The sequence below is a fragment of the Kitasatospora sp. NPDC028055 genome (genome assembly GCF_040637885.1).
In the GTDB taxonomy this organism is placed as follows: Bacteria; Actinomycetota; Actinomycetes; order Streptomycetales; family Streptomycetaceae; genus Kitasatospora.
In genome coordinates this window covers 200,342-216,469 of record NZ_JBEZXE010000002.1, presented here as the reverse complement: position 1 = coordinate 216,469, position 16,128 = coordinate 200,342, and the positions used below count along the sequence as shown (strand labels likewise).

The following is a 16,128-nucleotide window of genomic DNA, read 5'->3' as shown; positions in this document are numbered from 1 at the left end:
TTGAGGGTGTCGCCCGCCGCGATCTGCCTGCGGGCGTCGGGTGTCGACCCCCGGCGCGGCCTCCATCCGCCGTGCCGGGGTGGTGCCCCGGGCCTCGACGGGCCCGGGAGTCTGTGGGTGGCCGCTCGGGATCAGCCCGGTCGGCCGGTCCGCAGGAACGCGGCCAGCAGTTCGTGCAGCACGGCGGCGCCCTCCTCGGCGAGCACCTCGTGGCCGGAGCCGGCCGCCTCCACGTACCGGAAGTCCGCGCCCTCGACCCGGCCGATCCGCAGCAACTCGTGCCGCAGCGAACGGGATTGGCTGACCGGGACCACCTCGTCCCGGTTGCCGTGCACGACCAGCAGCGGTGCGCTCAGCCGGTGCGCGAGCTGGAGCACGTCGCGCGGTCCGCGGGCGTCCAGGATCGGGTCGCCGCCGCCCAGCCGGGTGGTCAACGCCCTGACGGGGGGCGCCGCTTCGGCCAGCAGTCGGGCGCCGGACAGGAACGGCGCGACCACCGCGCAGCGGGCGACCTGCTCGGTCGGCGCGTGCGCGGCCGCCAGCAGCGCCAGGAAGGCGCCGTAGCTGACCCCGAACAGGGCGGGCGGTTCCAGGCCGAGCGCCGCCCGTTGGCGGGCGATGCCCTCCAGCAGGTAGAGCACGTCGTCCAGGTCGGGCCCGCCCCAGGCGCCCCGGATGGCCAGCGCGTGCGGCACCCCGTAGCCGGTGGAGCCGCGCTGGTTGGGCGCGACCACCGCCAGGCCTTCGGCGGCCATCCGTTGCAGGGCCGGGTCGAACTCCAGCCGCCAGGCGTCCGCGGGGCCGCCGTGCAGCGCCAGCACCAGGTGCGGGCTGCTCAGCCAGGCGTCGCCGCCGTACACCACGGCCTCCAACGGGCCTGCCGGACCGGCGAGTTCGAGGCTCTGTGCGGGCTGCCAGCGGCTGCCGTCGCCGGGCTGGGTGCTGCCGTCCAGGCGCCAGCCGGCCGGCGGGGTGCGGGTGACGCGCGGCGCACCGGGCTGCCAGGGCAGGACGGTGTCCCGCCACGGGCCGGGCAGGCCCGAGCCCAGGGGCGCGAGTTGCAGCGGCAGCGGCATCGGGGCGGTCTCGGCGGGGGCCGGGCCGTGCGCCAGCAGGGCGTCCACGTCCAGGGTGGCCAGCGCCGCCGGGCGGTCGGGCGAGGAGTACGGGATGCGCAGCCCGGCGCCGTCCCAGTGCCCGACCGCGCCGAGTCGCCCGGGCGGCACCGGCAGCGGGTCCAGCCGCCCGACGGCGGGCCGCCACAGGGCGAGTGCCGAGCCGGCGCCGTGGTCGATCTGCACCGCGACCCGCGGACCGTCCGCCGCCTGCCGCAGCGCCACCGGGCGCAGGAACATGCCCGTGACGTGCAGGCATTCCGGGAACCACAGCGGTGCCCCGCCGCCCAGCACGCCCCAGCCGAGCCGGTCGGTGCCGGGTGCGTCGCTGCGCACCATCGCGAAGCGGGTGTCGGGGTCGAACAGCACCAGCCGGTCGTTGCTGTGCTCGCCGATCTCCAGCAGCGGGGTGGTGGTGCCGCTGCGCAGGTCCAGCACCACACTGCGGACCAGCCCGCCGGCCACCCGGTCCAGGGCGAGCAGCGTGCCGGTGTGGTCCAGCCAGGCGCCGCCGCCGTGCAGGCCGGGGATCTCGGCGACCCGCACGGGCTCGCTGCCGTCCGCCCGGATCAGCCAGACGGTGGTCGCCGGGCGGGTGTCGGCGCCCAGGGCGATCGCCACCGGGGTGCGCGGGTCGGCGCCGGGGGCCACCGGGAGCGGCAGCAGGCGCAGCCCGGGCATCCGGAGCGTGGCCACCTGCTGTTCCACGGTGCCGTTCTCGCCGTACGAGAGGCGGACCAGGTCGTGCCGCTCGCCGTCGTGCCGGCAGACCAGCACCGAGCCGTCGGGCAGCGCGACGAGCTGCGAGCGCAGCTGCTCCGACCGGTTGCCGGACAGTGGCAGCGCGGCGGGTACGGCGGGGGAGCCGTCCGGCGGGAGTCGCCAACTCTCCACGTACCAGCCGCTGTCGGCGGCCGCGGCCAGGCAGGCCGCGTGGCTGCCGTCGGCGGCGAAGGAGAAGCTCAGTCGGCGCAGGGCCCGGGTGGTGGTGCGGGTGGCCGTGTTCACGCCTCGCTCACCCCGTTGCTGTCGCACGGGAGTTGGTCGCGGGTGGGGGTCGCCGGGTGGGCGGGGGTCGCCGGGTGGGCGGGGGAGACCGGGCAGCTGGGCGAGAGTGGGTCCAGCCAGAGCCGGGGGCCGCCGTGCCGGAGTCGGAGCAGGAAGGCCAACGGCCCCGCCGTGCCGGTGCCGTAGGCGGCGGCGCAGCCGGTACCGGTCTCGTCGGGCAGTACCAGCAGGCCGTCGCGCAGTGCGGTCCGGGCCGCGATCAGTTGTGCCAACCGGCTTGCCCCGGAGCGGAATTCGGGATCGTCCGTGGCCTCGGCGAGGTCCAGCAGGTACTCGCCGTCGCCGGCCAGGCCGTGGCAGGCGCTCACCCCGCCGTGCCAGCGGCCGGCCAGGACGGCCCGGCCGGCGGCCCGGGCGAGGCGCAGCGCCTCGGTGTCACCGGTGGCCCGCCACAGCCGCAGCAGGAAGCTGCCCGCGCCGGAGGAGCCGCTGCACCAGTGCGAGAGCCGGATGTGCTCGGGGTCGGCGGCGTTCTGCGGCCACCAGGCGAGGGCCTGGCCGGTGCGGTCTCCGCCGTCGTCCCCGCTCCACCGTACGGTCGCGCCGAGCGTCCGCCCGGCGTCGAGGGCGGCTGCCGTACAGGCGTCCCGCAGGGCGCGGTCGCCGGTCGCCCCGGCGGCGGCGAGCAGGAAGGCGCCGACGCCCGCCACGCCGTGCGCGAAGCCGAGGTGGGTGATCCCGGCGAGCGCCGAGTCGAAGTCGGCCGGCACCGGCCAGACCGTTCCGTACGGTTCCCGTCGCGCGGCGGCGAGCAGGGCGCGGGCGCAGCGCTCGGCGCGCGCGGTGAAGTTGTGGTCCTCACGAAAGTCCTCGGCGGCGAAGCGAAGTTGGGTGAAACCGGCGCCCGCCGCGCCGTGGCAGACGTCCGGGTTGGGCCATTCGACGGCGACCCGCCGGGCGAGTGCGGCGGCCCGCTCGGCCGCCTGCTGGTCGCCCAGCACCCGGGCGGCGTCGAGCAGCGCCCAGGCCGTCCCCGACCGCCCGAAGTGCAGCCCGGGCAGCACCACCGGCTCGGCGGCGACCCGTCGTTCGATCCAGTCCGCAGCGGTCCGGGCCGTACTCGCGGCGGCCGCCCGGACCTCGGCCGGCAGGCCGGGCGCCGCGACCGCCCGCGCCAGTACGGCGAGCACGCCCGCGGCGCCGTGCTGCACGTTGCACGGGTCCGTCCGTTCTCCGGCGGGGACCACCGGCCACAGCCGGTCGGACCGTTCCGGTGTCGCGCCGGCGGCGAGGTGTCGCAGGCCGTCGTGCAGCACCCGGTCGAGGGGCGGGGCAGCGGCGTCCGCGCCCGGCCACGGGGCGGCGTCCCACAGTGGCGCGACCACGGCGGACACGGTCGGCCGCGCGGACACGGCAGGCGCGGCCGGCCGCGCAACGGCGCCGGAGTCCACGCCGGGCACCCCGGTGCCGCTGCGAGACCCACCCCGTCCGCCCAGAGCCTCCCGGGCCCGCGCCAGGCTCCACCGCAGCTCCGGCTGCTCGGCCCGCAGCCCCAGCACCACCGGCGCCAGCCGCCGCGCGGTCGCGCCCGAGCGGGCCGCCAGGTCGAGCCAGCGGCCGAGCCGCTCGGCGACCGGGCGGGCCCGCGGGAGGTCCTCGGGCAGCAGCGGGTCGTGCCCGGTGGCGAGCAGGAAGAACAGCCCGCCGAGGGCGTAGCGGTCGGCGGCCGGGTCGGCGGTGCCGGTGCCGGCGAGGGCGAGCCGCCCCTGTTCGGGGGCGCGGTAGCCGGGGGTGCCGGCCGTACCGGCCCGGTGGCCGGTCTCGGCGGCGAGTTCGAGGTCGATCAGCCGCAGGCTGCCGTCCGGCCGGACCATCACGTTGCCGGGGGAGAGGTCGCGCAGCACCAGTCCCTGGTCGTGCACCCGCCCGACCAGGTCGAGCAGTCCGTGCGCCATCGGTCCGGCCTCGGCCCAGTCGACGTCCGGACTGCCGTCGCGCCGCAGCCGGGCGGCGACCCAGGCACCGAGCGGCTGCCCGGCGATTCGTTCCTGCACCAGGAAGACGGAGTCGTCCTGCTCGATCAGTTCGACGGCGCGCGGTACCAGCCCCTGCCCGTCCAGCCGGGCGAGCAGCGCGGCCTCGTGCCGCAGCGCGTCGCGGGCGTCGGTCCCGGCGCGGTCGACCTCGATGTGCGCCCGGGCCTGCTTGACCACGACCTCCGCGCCGCTCGCGGCCTCGCGCCCGAGGAACACCCCGCCCTTGGCGCCGTGCCGTACGGCGGCGGTCACCGCGTAGCGCCCGGCCAGCAGCACCCCGCCGCCGCGCCCGCCCCCGCCGCGCCCGCCTCCGCTGCCGCGCCCGCCTCCGTGCTGACGGGGGTCGCCGGCGCCGCGGAACGGGTCCCGGACCCACCCCGGCGCCCGGTACGACCCCCCGCGCACGTCCTCGGCCCGCTCCCCGCCGGGCCCGCGCAGCACCGAGCGGTACTCCCCGTCGTTGCCGAGCTCGGCCCGGGCCGCGAACGCGCCGTAGCGGTAGTGCACCCGGCTGCCGGGCCGGTACGGCCGGTCGGAGAGCACCACCGGGCCGGGCAGCCCGGCCGTCACCCGGTCCAGTTCGGCCGCCAGCCGCTGGAACTGGGCGTCGTCCACCGGGTAGACGGTGATGAACTTCCCCGCCGAACCACGATCGCTGTTACGGGAGTTGAGCTCACGCAGCCGTTCCTCGGCGGCGGCGAACTTGAAACTGCACGGGTCCGCGGCGAGCACCCGGACCACGGCCGCGAGCACCTCCCCGCCGACCACCGAGGCGGCGCTGACGTGCAGCTTCCACCCCTGCGCCGGTAACGGCGCGGACGCGGACGGCCGGGCCGTGCACCAGAAGCCCCCGACGGTGACGTCCCAGTCGCCGTCGCCTCCCCGGCCCCCGGCGCCGGCCAGGGCCGCCCGCGTCGTCTCCGGCCACGTACCGGTGGCAGCCGGTCCGTGGCCCGCCGGTCCCCGACCCCCGGCCGTACGAAGGGAGGTGTCCGCCCTCATCCGTCGCCACACCCCTTCGTCTCGGCCGCCCCGGCCCGCGGGTGCCCGTGTGTGGCACCCGCGGCGCGACGGCCCGGCCTGATCGGTTTCCTCGGTGAGGAGCGGGAGTCCCGCTCCGGGACGGGAGTCCTCAACCGGGCCCTCGACCGCTGGTGACCGCTCGGTGACCGCGCAGTCGCTCGGTGACCGTTCGGTCGGGGCAGTCGGGGCAACTCCCGTTCGCAGGAATGAAGTTAGTTTCGAGAAATCCGAAGCCTCAACGCAGAGCCGGTCACTTCACTCGTAAGGGTGATCAGAGGGCGGTTTCGAATTCGTACGAGAACCCTGCTGTGAGTAACGGGCGCCGGGCGTACGGGCGTGCGCGGCCCGCGCGCGGCGCTCCAGGTGCCTCCGCAGCAGGTCGACGCCCGTGCGCGCCGCGTTGACGCGCATCCGTACGCCGGCGGCACCCACGTCCGAAGCGCGCCCGCCGCTGCCCGCCGCAGCCGGACCGCTGCCCCGCCGCAGCCGGACCGCTGCCCCGCCACAGCCGGACCCCCGTCCCGCCGTAGCGCCGCCGCCGTCCCCCGACTGGCCGAGGCCCGACCGGCCCCGCGCGCACGGTAGTCTCGACAGGTGCCGAAACTGTCCGACGTCATCACCGCGCTCGAAGAGGTCTACCCCCCGCAGTGGGCGGAGTCCTGGGACGCCGTCGGCCTGGTCTGCGGTGATCCTCAGGCCGAGGTCAGCCGCGTGCTGTTCGCCGTCGACCCCGTCCAGGCGGTCGTCGACGAGGCCGTGGAGTGGGGCGCCGACCTGGTGGTCACCCACCACCCCCTCTACCTGCGCGGCACCACCAGCGTCGCCGCGACCACCTTCAAGGGCCGGGTGGTGCACACCCTGATCACCAACGGCATCGCCCTGCACGTCGCCCACACCAACGCCGACCACGCCGACCCCGGCGTCTCGGACGCGCTGGCCGAGGCCGTCGGCCTGCGGGTCACCGGCCCGCTGGTGCCGGACCCGACCGACCCGCTGGGCCGTCGCGGCACCGGCCGGATCGGTCTGCTGGAGCCCCCGCTGACGCTGTCGGCCTTCGCCGCACAGGTCGCCGCCGGTCTGCCCGCGACCGCCGCCGGCGTGCGCGTCTCCGGCGACCCGGACCGGCTGATCGGCCGGGTGGCGGTGTGCGGCGGTTCGGGCGACAGCTTCTTCTCCGACGTACGGGCGGCCGGCGTGGACGCCTACGTGACCGCCGACCTGCGCCACCACCCGGCCTCCGAGGCCACCGAGGCCGCCCCGGTCGCGCTGGTCGACGCCGCCCACTGGGCCACCGAGTGGCCCTGGCTCGGCCTGGCCGAGCGCGCCCTGCGGGCCGTCGCGGACCAGCACGGCTGGGCCGTGGAGACCAAGGTCTCCCACCGGGTCACCGACCCGTGGACCGCGCACGCCCCCATGTCCTTCACCGCCTGACCCGATCCACAGGAGCTTTCCCCTTGAACGCCGCGCCCGCCGACCAGATCCGCCTGCTCGACCTCCAGGCCTTCGACTCGAAGCTCGACCAGCTGGCCCACCGTCGCCGGAGCCTGCCCGAGCACGCCGAGATCGACAAGGCCACCGCCGACCACACCGCGCTCAAGGACCTCGTCATCGCCGCCGAGGCCCAGAAGGGCGACACCGCCCGCGAGCTGACCAAGGCCGAGCAGGACGTCGAGCAGGTCCGCGCCCGGGCCGCCCGCAACCAGCAGCGCCTGGACTCCGGCGCGATCACCTCGCCGAAGGACCTGGAGAACCTCCAGCACGAGATCGGCTCGCTGGCCAAGCGCCAGGCCGACCTCGAGGAGGTCGTGCTGGAGATCATGGAGCGCCAGGAGAGCGCCGTGGCCCGGGTCGAGGAGCTGACCGCCCGCCTGGAGCACTCCACCGTCGTGCTCACCGAGGCCGAGGGCCGCCGCGACGCCGCCTTCGCCGAGATCGACGCCGAGGCCGACAAGGTCAAGCGCGACCGCGAGACCGTCGCCGCCGTCATCCCGGCCGACCTGCTGAAGGTGTACACCAAGCTGCGCGAGACCCAGGGCGGCGTCGGCGCGGCCCGGCTCTACCAGCGCCGCTGCGAGGGCTGCCGCACCGAGTTCTCGATCACCGAGCTGAACGCCATCAAGGCCGAGCCGGCCGACAAGGTGGTCCGCTGCGAGAACTGCTCGCGGATCCTGGTCCGCACCGCCGACTCGGGCGTCTGATCCGATGGCGGCGCGCTTCATCGTCGAAGCGGACGGCGGGTCCCGGGGCAACCCGGGGCCGGCCGGCTACGGCGCGGTGGTCCGGGACGCCGACACCGGGCAGCTCGTCGCCGAGGCCGCCGAGTTCATCGGCCACGCCACCAACAACGTGGCCGAGTACAAGGGCCTGATCGCCGGGCTCCGGGCGGCCCGCGAGCTCGACCCGGACGCCTCGGTGGACGTCCGGATGGACTCCAAGCTGGTCGTCGAGCAGATGTCCGGGCGCTGGAAGATCAAGCACCCCGACATGCAGCCGCTCGCCGCCGAGGCGCGCACGGTCTTCCCGCGCGGCCGGGTCAGCTACACCTGGATCCCGCGCGAGCGGAACAAGGACGCCGACAAGCTCGCCAACGAGGCGATGGACGCCGGCCGCGACGGGCGCCAGTGGGAGCCGAAGCCCAAGGCCACGAACGGGGCCACGAACGGGGCCACGGCCGGAGCCATGGCCGGAGCCCCGGCCGAGGAGCCGTTGCCGAAGCCCCCCGCGCCCAAGGCCGGCTGGGCCGCCCCGGCCGACCTCGGCACCCCGACCACCTTCGTCCTGCTGCGCCACGGCGAGACCCCGCTCACCCCGGAGAAGCGCTTCTCCGGCAGCGGCGGCACCGACCCGGAGCTGTCCGACAAGGGCCGCTGGCAGGCCGAGCGGGCCGCCGAGGCCCTGGCCGCGCGCGGCAGTATCCAGGCGGTCGTCGCCTCCCCGATGCGCCGCACCCGGCAGACCGCCGAGATCGTCGCCGCCCGGCTCGGCCTGGAGGTCCGCTACGAGGAGGGCCTGCGCGAGGTCGACTTCGGCGACTGGGAGGGCCTGACCTTCGCCGAGGTGCAGGAGCGGTACCCGGACGACCTGTCGGCCTGGCTGGGCTCCGCCAAGGCCAAGCCGACCGGCAGCACCGAGAGCTTCGCCACCCTCACCCACCGGGCCGGCGTCGCCCGGGACAAGATCCTCGCCCGGTACGCCGGGAAGACGGTGCTGGTGGTCTCGCACGTCAGCCCGATCAAGACCCTGGTCCGGCTGGCGCTCGGCGCCCCGCCGGACTCGATGTACCGGATGGAGCTGTCCGCCGCCTCGATCTGCGCCGTCCAGTACTACGCGGACGGCAACGCCTCGCTGCGGCTGCTCAACGACAGCTCCCACCTGCGCTGACCCCACCGGGGTGCAGCGGCCACCACCCCGCTGGGGGGAGGCCGGCGCACCCCGGGTCAGTGCACCCCGGTCAGTGCACCTCGGTGACCACCACGTCCAGCTGCCACGGCTTGCGCGCCGTGCCCTCGGCCGCCAGCTCGACCCGGTGGCCCAGCGCCAGCAGCGCGTCCATCAGCTCGGCCGGCGTCTTCGGCTCGGCCCCGGCGACCAGCAGGTCCCGCACCAGCCGCCCCTTGGTCGCCTTGTTGAAGTGGCTGACCACGCTGCGCTTGCCGTCGCGCTCCTGGAGCACCCGGACGGTCGCCGTACGGGAGGCCACCTCGCCGGCCGGCTTCCAGGCCGCCGCGTACGCGGAGCTGCGCAGGTCCAGCACCAGCCCGTCCGCCACCTCCGGGAGCACCCCGGCCGTCACGCTCCGCCAGTACGCGCCGAGCGCCCCCAGCTCCGGGAGTTTCACGCCCATCGAGCAGCGGTAGGACGGGATCCGGTCGGAGATCCGCACCGCACCCCAGAGGCCGGAGAACACCAGCAGCGCCCGCTCGGCACGGTCGTACGCGGCGGCGTCCAGGGTGGCCAGCCCCAGGTTGTCGAACAGCACCCCGGTGTACACCTCGGCCGCCGGGCGGGCCCCGGCGGTGGGCAGTCCGGCGTTCTTGGCGATCTCGCCGCGCAGCCCGGGGCTGAGGCCGAGCACCTCGGCGGCGACGTCCTCGTCGCCCCGGCACAGGCCCACCAGCGCGTCCAGCACCGCGCCGCGCGCCGCCGTCAGCCCCGGCAGCGACAGCCCGTCCAGCGCGAGCGGCGCGCCGTCCCCGGACGCGGCCTTGCCCTCCGAGGGCGGCAACAGCACCAGCACAGCGGACTCCTCAACAATCTGTGGCGGACGAACCCCGCCACCCTACTGCGACCGCCCCACCCCTCAACGCCCCGCACAGCAGCAGCGCAGGCTCACCCGCCGACCCCGCCCCGGCGAGCCCAGCCGCCCGCACCCCGGCCCGCCCGCACCCCACCGGGCCCGGTCCGGTCGGCAATTCGGTGGGCCGACCCGGCGTTCCCCACTACGGTGACCAGCGAAGGAGAGTGAACGAGATGACCATGCGACCCCTGGACCTGGTGCCCGGCGACGGCGACGCCGAGGAGGAGTCCCTGCCCCTGCGCCTGCCCGCCGGCCTGCCCGCGGAGACCAGGCAGGCGCTGGAGTTCGCGGTGCGGGCGGCGGCCGAGGCCGTGCTGGCCGGTCGGGTGCGCGTGACGGAGTCGGCCGCCGGGCCGGACACCGCCGAACTCGCCTTCGAGGTCCGCCAGTCCGAGGTCCCGGAGGCGCTCGCGGACCCGGCCCCGCAGGACCCGGCCCCGCAGGACCTGGCCGCGCAGGACAAGGCCGCGCGCCGGGCCGCGATGGTGGCCCGGATCCGCGCCGGGAACGCCGAGACGCTGGAGAGGTTGAAGGATCTGTGACCACGGAGTACCTCGACCTCGACGACGTCACCTACCTCGCCGGGGGCCCGCAGAACGTCCGTGATCTCGGCGGCCTGCTCTCGGCGATCGCCCGCCCGCAGGCCACCCTGTTCGGCAACGACGCCTACCCCGACCTGTGGACCAAGGCGGCCGCCCTCGGCCAGAGCCTGGCCCGCAACCACCCGCTGGTCGACCGGAACAAGCGCACCGCCTTCGAGGCGATGCTGCTGTTCCTGGACTACAACGCCGAGCCCTACACCGACCCGCACCCGGACGACGCGGTGGCCTTCGTGCTGCGGCTCGCCACCGGCGGCTACGACGACGCGATCGCCCTGGCCGCCAAGGACCTCAGGTCCCTCCTGGGGCGCTGAGCCCCGACGGGCACAGGCCGCTGGCGGACGCGCCGGGGGCCTGCGCCCGGAACCACCCGGGCCGTCCTACGCTGGCCTGCATGCCTCGCCGAAAACTGCGCGTCAAGGCCGTCGACTCCGCCCGGATCAACACCGAGCTCACCGAGCTCCGCACCCGCCTGGAGATCCACACCGAGTGGCCCGAGGCCGTGCTCGCGGAGGCGGAGGAGGCGGCCGGGCGCCCCCGGTTGCCGGAGTACGACGCCACCGACCTGCCGCTGTTCACCGTCGACCCGCCCGGCTCCCGCGACCTCGACCAGGCCATGCACCTCACCCACCGCCCCGGCGGCGGCTACCGGGTGCACTACGCGATCGCCGACGTCGCCGCCTTCGTCCGCCCCGGCGGAGCCGTCGACACCGAGGCCCGCCGCCGGGTCGAGACCCTCTACTTCCCGGACCACCGCGTCCCGCTGCACCCCGCCCGGATCTCCGAGGACGCTGCCAGCCTGCTGCCCGGCGAACCCCGCCCCGCCCTGCTCTGGCAGCTGGACCTGGACACCGACGGCGCCGTCGTGCTGGCTGACCTGCGCCGCGCCCTGGTCCGGTCGCACCGCCGACTGGACTACGCCGCCGTCCAGCGCGCCGTGGACCTCGGCGGCGCCGACGAACAGCTCGCCCTGCTCGTCACCGTCGGCCGGCTGCGCGAGGAGCAGGAGCGCGCCCGGGGCGGGATCAGCCTGCCGGTGCCCGAGCAGGAGGTCGAGGAGACCCTGCACGGCTACGTCCTCGGCTACCGCGCGCCCAGCCCCGCCGACGGCTGGAACGCCCAGATCTCGCTGCTCACCGGTATGGCCGCGGCCGAACTGATGCTGGACGCGGGCGTCGGCCTGCTGCGCACCCTGCCCGCCGCGCCCGCCGCCGCGTACGAGCGGCTGCGCCGGATCGCGGCCGCCCTGGACGTCGACTGGCCGCAGGCCCTCCCGTACCCGGAGCTGATCCGCTCGCTGGACCCGGAGGCGCCGCTGAACGCGGCCTTCCTCAACGCCTGCACCGGGCTGCTGCGCGGCGCCGGCTACCACGCCTTCGACGAGTCCCGCGGCCTGCCCGCCCCCGCCGAACCCGGGCACGCCGCGCTGGCCGCCCCGTACGCGCACTGCACCGCGCCGCTGCGCCGGCTCGGCGACCGCTTCGCCCAGGAGGTGTGCGCGGCGGTCGCGGCGGGGGAGGACGTGCCGGACTGGGCGCGCGAGGCGCTGCCGGCCCTGCCCGCCCTGATGGCGAGCGGGGACCGGCGGGCGGCCGAGGTGGAACGGGCCTGTGTGGACCTGGTGGAGGCCGAGCTGCTGGTGGGCCGGGAGGGCGAGGACTTCGCCGCGATGGTGATCGAGGTGGACGGCAAGCGCCCCGGCTCGGGTGTCGTCCAGCTGCGCGAGCCCGCCGTCCGGGCCCGCTGCGACTCCGCCGACTCCGCCGACTCCGCCGACGCCGCCGACGGCACCGGGGGCACCGGGGGCGGAGCCCCGCTCCCGCTCGGCCGGGTGATCGACGTCCGCCTCGTCCGGGCCGATCCGGCCACCCGTACGGTCCGCTTCGCGGCGGTCTGAGCCCCCCACCACCGGCCCGGGGTGCGAGGATCGGTCCGTGCCCGAAGCCCAGCCCCCCGCCGCACCCGCCGCCGGACCCGCTGCCCCGTCACCCGCCGTGCCGGACACCGGGCGCCGCCGCCGGCTGCTGGTCCTCGCGATCTGCTGCCTGAGCCTGTTCATCGTTGGCCTGGACAACACCGTGGTGAACATCGCGCTGCCGGTGATCCAGAAGGACCTGGAGGCCCCGGCCTCCGGCCTCCAGTGGATCATCGACGCCTACACCCTGGTGCTGGCCTCGCTGCTGATGCTGTTCGGCTCGGTGGCCGACCGCTTCGGCCGCCGGCGGGTGTTCCGGATCGGGCTGGCCTGCTTCGCCCTCGGCTCCCTGCTGTGCAGCCTGGCACCGAGCCTGGAGTGGCTGGTGGCCTTCCGGGCGGTGCAGGCGGTGGGCGGCTCGATGCTCAACCCGGTGGCGATGTCGATCATCACCAACACCTTCACCGACCCGAGGGAACGGGCCCGGGCGATCGGCGTCTGGGGCGGTGTGGTCGGCATCTCGATGGCGCTCGGCCCGCTGCTCGGCGGCTTCCTGGTGGACGGCGCCGGCTGGCCGTCGATCTTCCTGATCAACGTTCCGGTGGCCCTGCTCGCCATGCTGCTGACCTTCCGTTACGTCCCCGAGTCGCGCGCGCCGCGGCCCCGCCGGCTCGACCCGCTCGGACAGCTGCTGATGATCGTGCTGCTCGGCTGCGGCACCGCCGCGATCATCGAGGGCCCGGGCAACGGCTGGACCTCCCCGGTGATCCTAGCCCTGGCCGCGGCCGCGGTCGCCGCGCTGATCGCCTTCCCGCTCTGGGAACGGCGGGTCGCCGAGCCGCTGGTGGACCCGCGCTTCTTCGCCAGTGCGCCGTTCACCGGGGCCACCGTCACCGCGGTCTGCGCGTTCTCGGCGCTGGGCGGCTTCCTCTTCCTCAACACCCTCTACCTCCAGGACGTCCGGCACTACAGCCCGGTCGAGGCGGGCCTGTGGACGCTGCCGATGGCCGCGATGATGCTGGTCTGCGCGCCGCTGTCCGGACGGATCGTCGGCAGCCAGGGCCCGCGCCTGCCGCTGGTGGTGGCCGGGCTGGGCCTGGCGGCGAGCGGCCTGCTGCTCACCCGGCTCGGCGCGGACTCCCCGGCCGCGCTGCTGCTGGCCGCGTACGCGCTGTTCGGCTTCGGCTTCGGCCTGGTCAACGCGCCGATCACCAACGCGGCCGTCTCCGGCATGCCGCGCTCCCAGGCGGGCGTGGCCGCCGCCGTCGCCTCGACCAGCCGCCAGGTCGGCCAGTCGCTGGGCGTCGCGGTGATCGGCACGGTCGTCACCTCCGCCGTGGTGGGCCCGATGGCCACCGGCTTCGCCCCGGCCAGCCACGCCGGCTGGTGGATCCTGGTCGGCCTCGGCGGCGCCGTCCTCGTCCTGGGCCTGGTCACCACCGGCGCCTGGGCCGACCGGACCGCCGCGAGGGTGGCCGCCCGCCTCGGCGGCGAGCCGCCGGCGGCCCGGCCCGGTGTTCGGGCGGCTCCGCCCGAGCGGCTACCATGACCACTACGGCGGAAGAGCCGGCCGGACGGTCGCGACGGGTCCCTGACCCGCCGAGGAACGTCCGGGCTCCACAGAGCAGGGTGGTGGGTAACGCCCACCCGGGGTGACCCGCGGGACAGTGCCACAGAAAACAGACCGCCCACCGCTTCGGCGGGTGGGTAAGGGTGAAACGGTGGTGTAAGAGACCACCAGCGACCGGGGTGACCCGGCCGGCTAGGTAAACCCCACCTGGAGCAAGGTCAAGATCGGTGCCTTCGGGCGCCGTGCGCGAGTGTTCGAGGGCTGCTCGCCCGAGCTCGCGGGTAGACCGCACGAGGCTGTCGGCAACGGCAGCCCTAGATGGATGGCCGTCTCCCCGGGCCGCGCGAGCAGCCCGGGTGACAGAACCCGGCGTACAGGCCGACTCTTCCGTCGCCTGGACAGCCGAAGGCCCTCCGACCCGAAACGGGTCGGAGGGCCTTCGCATGTCGCGTCGCGCCTCGCGGGGCCGTCGCGCGTAGCGCCCTGCGGGGGCGTGCTCAGGCCGGGCGGGAGCCGACGGCGTCGCGGATCTGTTCGCCGAGGCCGCCGTTGACGCGGGCGCAGTTGGCGCAGCAGAAGAACATGCCGGCCACCTCGACGCCGTGGCCGACGATGCGCACGTTGCACTGCTCGCAGCGGGGGGCGAGCTTCTCCATCGCGCACTCGAAGCTGTCGAAGGTGTAGGTGTCGCCGGTGACCGTCCTGATCTCGAAGGCGAGCCAGTAGTCGTTGCCGCAGGTGACGCAGATGGCCATGGCGGCCGTCTCCTTCCGGTGGGGGCCGGCCCTGGCGGGGCGGCTCCCTCCAGTCTCGAAGGCGTGCCCGGCGGCGGCCACCCGGCGGGCCCGTCCGGCGGGCCGGGCCGGTGGGAGCGGTCAGCCGGAGTCGGCGGAGAGCTGTTCCAGTGCCCGGACGGCGCGGTCGGCGTCGTCGGCGGCGACGAACAGGTGGTCGTGGTGGAAGCCGGCCACCACGTTGCAGCTGATGCCCTGCTCGGCGAGGCGCCCGGCGACGGCGGCGGTCAGCCCGACGGCCTCCAGCGCGGAGTGGATCTGCAGGGTGATCCAGGCGGCCACGTACTCGTAGCGCAGCCCGAGCGCGTCGGCCTCGTCCTGGGCGACCACCACCGTCACCCCTTCGGGTTCGGCGACGGTCACCACCGGCCGCATTCCGGCGGGCACCTTCGCGGGGAGGGTGCAGTAGACGTACCGCCCCGGGTTGAGCTGCGGGCGCATCCCGCGCAGCAGGGTCGCAAGGTCTCGTTCACCGGCCATGCCCGTCACCGTATCCGTTCCGCCCGGGCCCGCGTCATCTTGTCGGATGGCACGAAAGAGTTCACTCAGCAAGCGCCTGACCAGCTTAGTGAATAGTTCAGCACACCGGAGGTTCACCCCACTGGAGCACTGAACTGTTCACTAAGGAGACCTGAGGGGAACCGCGTGGTTCAGAGGTGAGTCGGTCACGACGCGGCCCTTCGGCTGCTGGCGCCGGGCTTCCGGGATTGGCCCTTTGCCGCATACGCTGCCTCGAAGTGATGGCCGAGAGGAGTCTCGTCCATGATCGAGCGGGTGATTTCCTCCTGGCCACCGATGACGGCGGTGATGGCCGACTCGCGGATGAGCTGGGACAGCGCGCCGATGCTCCCGGAGGTCCGATCGTGCAGGTACGGGGCGAGCCGGGCGAGGGCGCCGACCTGGTGCCTGAACAGCCGGAGGTTGCTCTCCATGCCGAGGACCGTGCGGGCCCACTCAGTCTTGTCGTCGGTGGTCTTGAACGGGAAGTTCGTGATCTGGTGGTGGCTGTTGCGCCCCGAGGTCTGTGTGGCGCGCCCGCTTGCAGTGCCTTCGAGGAAGAGGCCACTGGTCTTCAAGTCGGCGCCGGTGTAGACGAAGGTGGCGGCGACGTGGTTGGCCAGATACTTAAGGTGGTCGTTGACGACCTTGCCTTCCCGAGCGGAGAGATCAAGGAAGTGCACATCGTCGATGATGACCAGCTCGACGCCGGACTCGCTCATGGCGGTAAGGACTTGCCCCGTGATCATGTTCTTCGACCATCGCGGATGGTAGAGCATGCCCATGTAGTCGGCGAGGATCATGCTCAAGTCTTTCGGGGTCGCCTGGGACGGGATGTTCAGGTAGACGACCGGCGTGTAGTCCACGGAGAGGCCGTCCTTGATATACCCGGGCGCGAAGCGGTCGGGGTGGCGGCGTCGCAGTCTGTGCTCGAAGTCCGCGGCGAACAGCTTGACGGTGGTCGACTTCCCGACCGTGGGCGGCCCGTCCAGGACGATGCCGCGGCGCGCGCCAGCAGCCTGACGGCTGTTGACCTTGATGCGCTTGTGGAGGATCGCGTGGACCTCCTGCAACTGAGGCGTCGAGATCAGCGGGAGAGCGCTGTGGTAGGCGTCCCGGGCGTCGTTGAAGTCTTCCCGGTCGTCCTCGTTCATGGCCTTGTAGGACTCGTACGTGGGCATCTCGGGAGGCTTCGGTGCCACGTTGGCGAGATAGCCGCGCCACTCCTCCTTGGTCCGGGGCTCCGCCAGTCCTGGGTGCTTGAACGCCACGC

Annotated in this window: 13 protein-coding genes and 1 other RNA gene; 8 read left to right on the top strand and 6 right to left on the bottom strand. The window is 74.9% G+C overall.

Annotated elements, in window-relative coordinates; translation table 11 throughout:
* Positions 1–131: 131 nt before the first annotated feature.
* Together AB0F71_RS04885 and lanL are read right to left on the bottom strand one after the other, a co-directional pair.
* Complete coding sequence (locus tag AB0F71_RS04885; RefSeq protein ID WP_360228223.1) at positions 132–2,123, bottom strand: alpha/beta fold hydrolase; 1,992 nt, start codon at positions 2,121–2,123, stop codon at positions 132–134.
* Positions 2,120–5,161, bottom strand: coding sequence for a class IV lanthionine synthetase LanL (gene lanL, locus AB0F71_RS04880; RefSeq protein ID WP_360228220.1), 3,042 nt, complete (start codon positions 5,159–5,161; stop codon positions 2,120–2,122). Before lanL ends, AB0F71_RS04885 begins: the two co-directional genes overlap by 4 nt.
* Before the next feature lie 615 nt (positions 5,162–5,776).
* Between lanL and AB0F71_RS04875 the strand changes: the two genes are divergently transcribed.
* Genes AB0F71_RS04875 through AB0F71_RS04865 form a run of 3 tightly spaced genes read left to right on the top strand, consistent with a single transcriptional unit; the run spans position 5,777 to position 8,563 of the window.
* Entirely contained in the window at positions 5,777–6,613 is an 837-nt protein-coding gene (locus AB0F71_RS04875; RefSeq protein ID WP_360228216.1) for a Nif3-like dinuclear metal center hexameric protein, read from the top strand.
* A 23-nt stretch (positions 6,614–6,636) separates the two neighbouring features.
* Complete coding sequence (locus AB0F71_RS04870; RefSeq protein ID WP_360228213.1) at positions 6,637–7,380, top strand: C4-type zinc ribbon domain-containing protein; 744 nt, start codon at positions 6,637–6,639, stop codon at positions 7,378–7,380.
* A 4-nt stretch (positions 7,381–7,384) separates the two neighbouring features.
* Entirely contained in the window at positions 7,385–8,563 is a 1,179-nt protein-coding gene (locus AB0F71_RS04865; protein WP_360228210.1) for a bifunctional RNase H/acid phosphatase, read from the top strand.
* 70 nt (positions 8,564–8,633) lie between these two features.
* Here AB0F71_RS04865 and yaaA read toward each other — a convergent pair whose 3' ends face one another.
* Complete coding sequence (gene yaaA, locus AB0F71_RS04860; protein WP_360228207.1) at positions 8,634–9,419, bottom strand: peroxide stress protein YaaA; 786 nt, start codon at positions 9,417–9,419, stop codon at positions 8,634–8,636.
* Positions 9,420–9,652: 233 nt separating this feature from the next.
* On the opposite strand from yaaA, the gene AB0F71_RS04855 reads away from it, so the two are divergent.
* From AB0F71_RS04855 to rnpB, 5 genes are all read left to right on the top strand, one after another.
* Entirely contained in the window at positions 9,653–10,021 is a 369-nt protein-coding gene (locus tag AB0F71_RS04855) for a hypothetical protein (RefSeq protein WP_360228204.1), read from the top strand.
* Positions 10,018–10,392 (top strand): type II toxin-antitoxin system death-on-curing family toxin, encoded by a 375-nt coding sequence (locus AB0F71_RS04850; RefSeq protein WP_360228201.1) that lies wholly within the window; start codon positions 10,018–10,020, stop codon positions 10,390–10,392. The genes AB0F71_RS04855 and AB0F71_RS04850 overlap by 4 nt, the downstream gene beginning before the upstream one ends.
* Before the next feature lie 80 nt (positions 10,393–10,472).
* The gene (locus tag AB0F71_RS04845; RefSeq protein WP_360228198.1) at positions 10,473–11,975 is read left to right on the top strand and encodes an RNB domain-containing ribonuclease; all 1,503 of its coding nucleotides are present in this window, start codon (positions 10,473–10,475) and stop codon (positions 11,973–11,975) included.
* A gap of 97 nt (positions 11,976–12,072) precedes the next feature.
* Positions 12,073–13,542: an MFS transporter gene (locus AB0F71_RS04840; RefSeq protein WP_360228958.1), complete on the top strand. Its 1,470-nt coding sequence runs from the start codon at positions 12,073–12,075 to the stop codon at positions 13,540–13,542.
* Positions 13,543–13,555: 13 nt separating this feature from the next.
* Positions 13,556–13,953, top strand: an RNA gene (gene rnpB, locus AB0F71_RS04835) — RNase P RNA component class A.
* 107 nt (positions 13,954–14,060) lie between these two features.
* Here the strand turns inward: rnpB and AB0F71_RS04830 are convergent.
* The 3 genes from AB0F71_RS04830 to AB0F71_RS04820 all read right to left on the bottom strand — a co-directional run bounded on the left by AB0F71_RS04830 (position 14,061) and on the right by AB0F71_RS04820 (position 16,126).
* Positions 14,061–14,318 carry a Prokaryotic metallothionein gene (locus AB0F71_RS04830; protein ID WP_360228195.1) on the bottom strand — a complete coding sequence of 86 codons (258 nt, stop codon included), beginning with the start codon at positions 14,316–14,318 and terminating at the stop codon, positions 14,061–14,063.
* A gap of 120 nt (positions 14,319–14,438) precedes the next feature.
* Complete coding sequence (locus tag AB0F71_RS04825; protein WP_360228192.1) at positions 14,439–14,837, bottom strand: ACT domain-containing protein; 399 nt, start codon at positions 14,835–14,837, stop codon at positions 14,439–14,441.
* Between the two features lie 185 nt (positions 14,838–15,022).
* Positions 15,023–16,126, bottom strand: a complete 1,104-nt coding sequence (locus AB0F71_RS04820) for a TniB family NTP-binding protein (protein WP_360228189.1) — start codon at positions 16,124–16,126, stop codon at positions 15,023–15,025.
* Positions 16,127–16,128 lie beyond the last annotated feature (2 nt).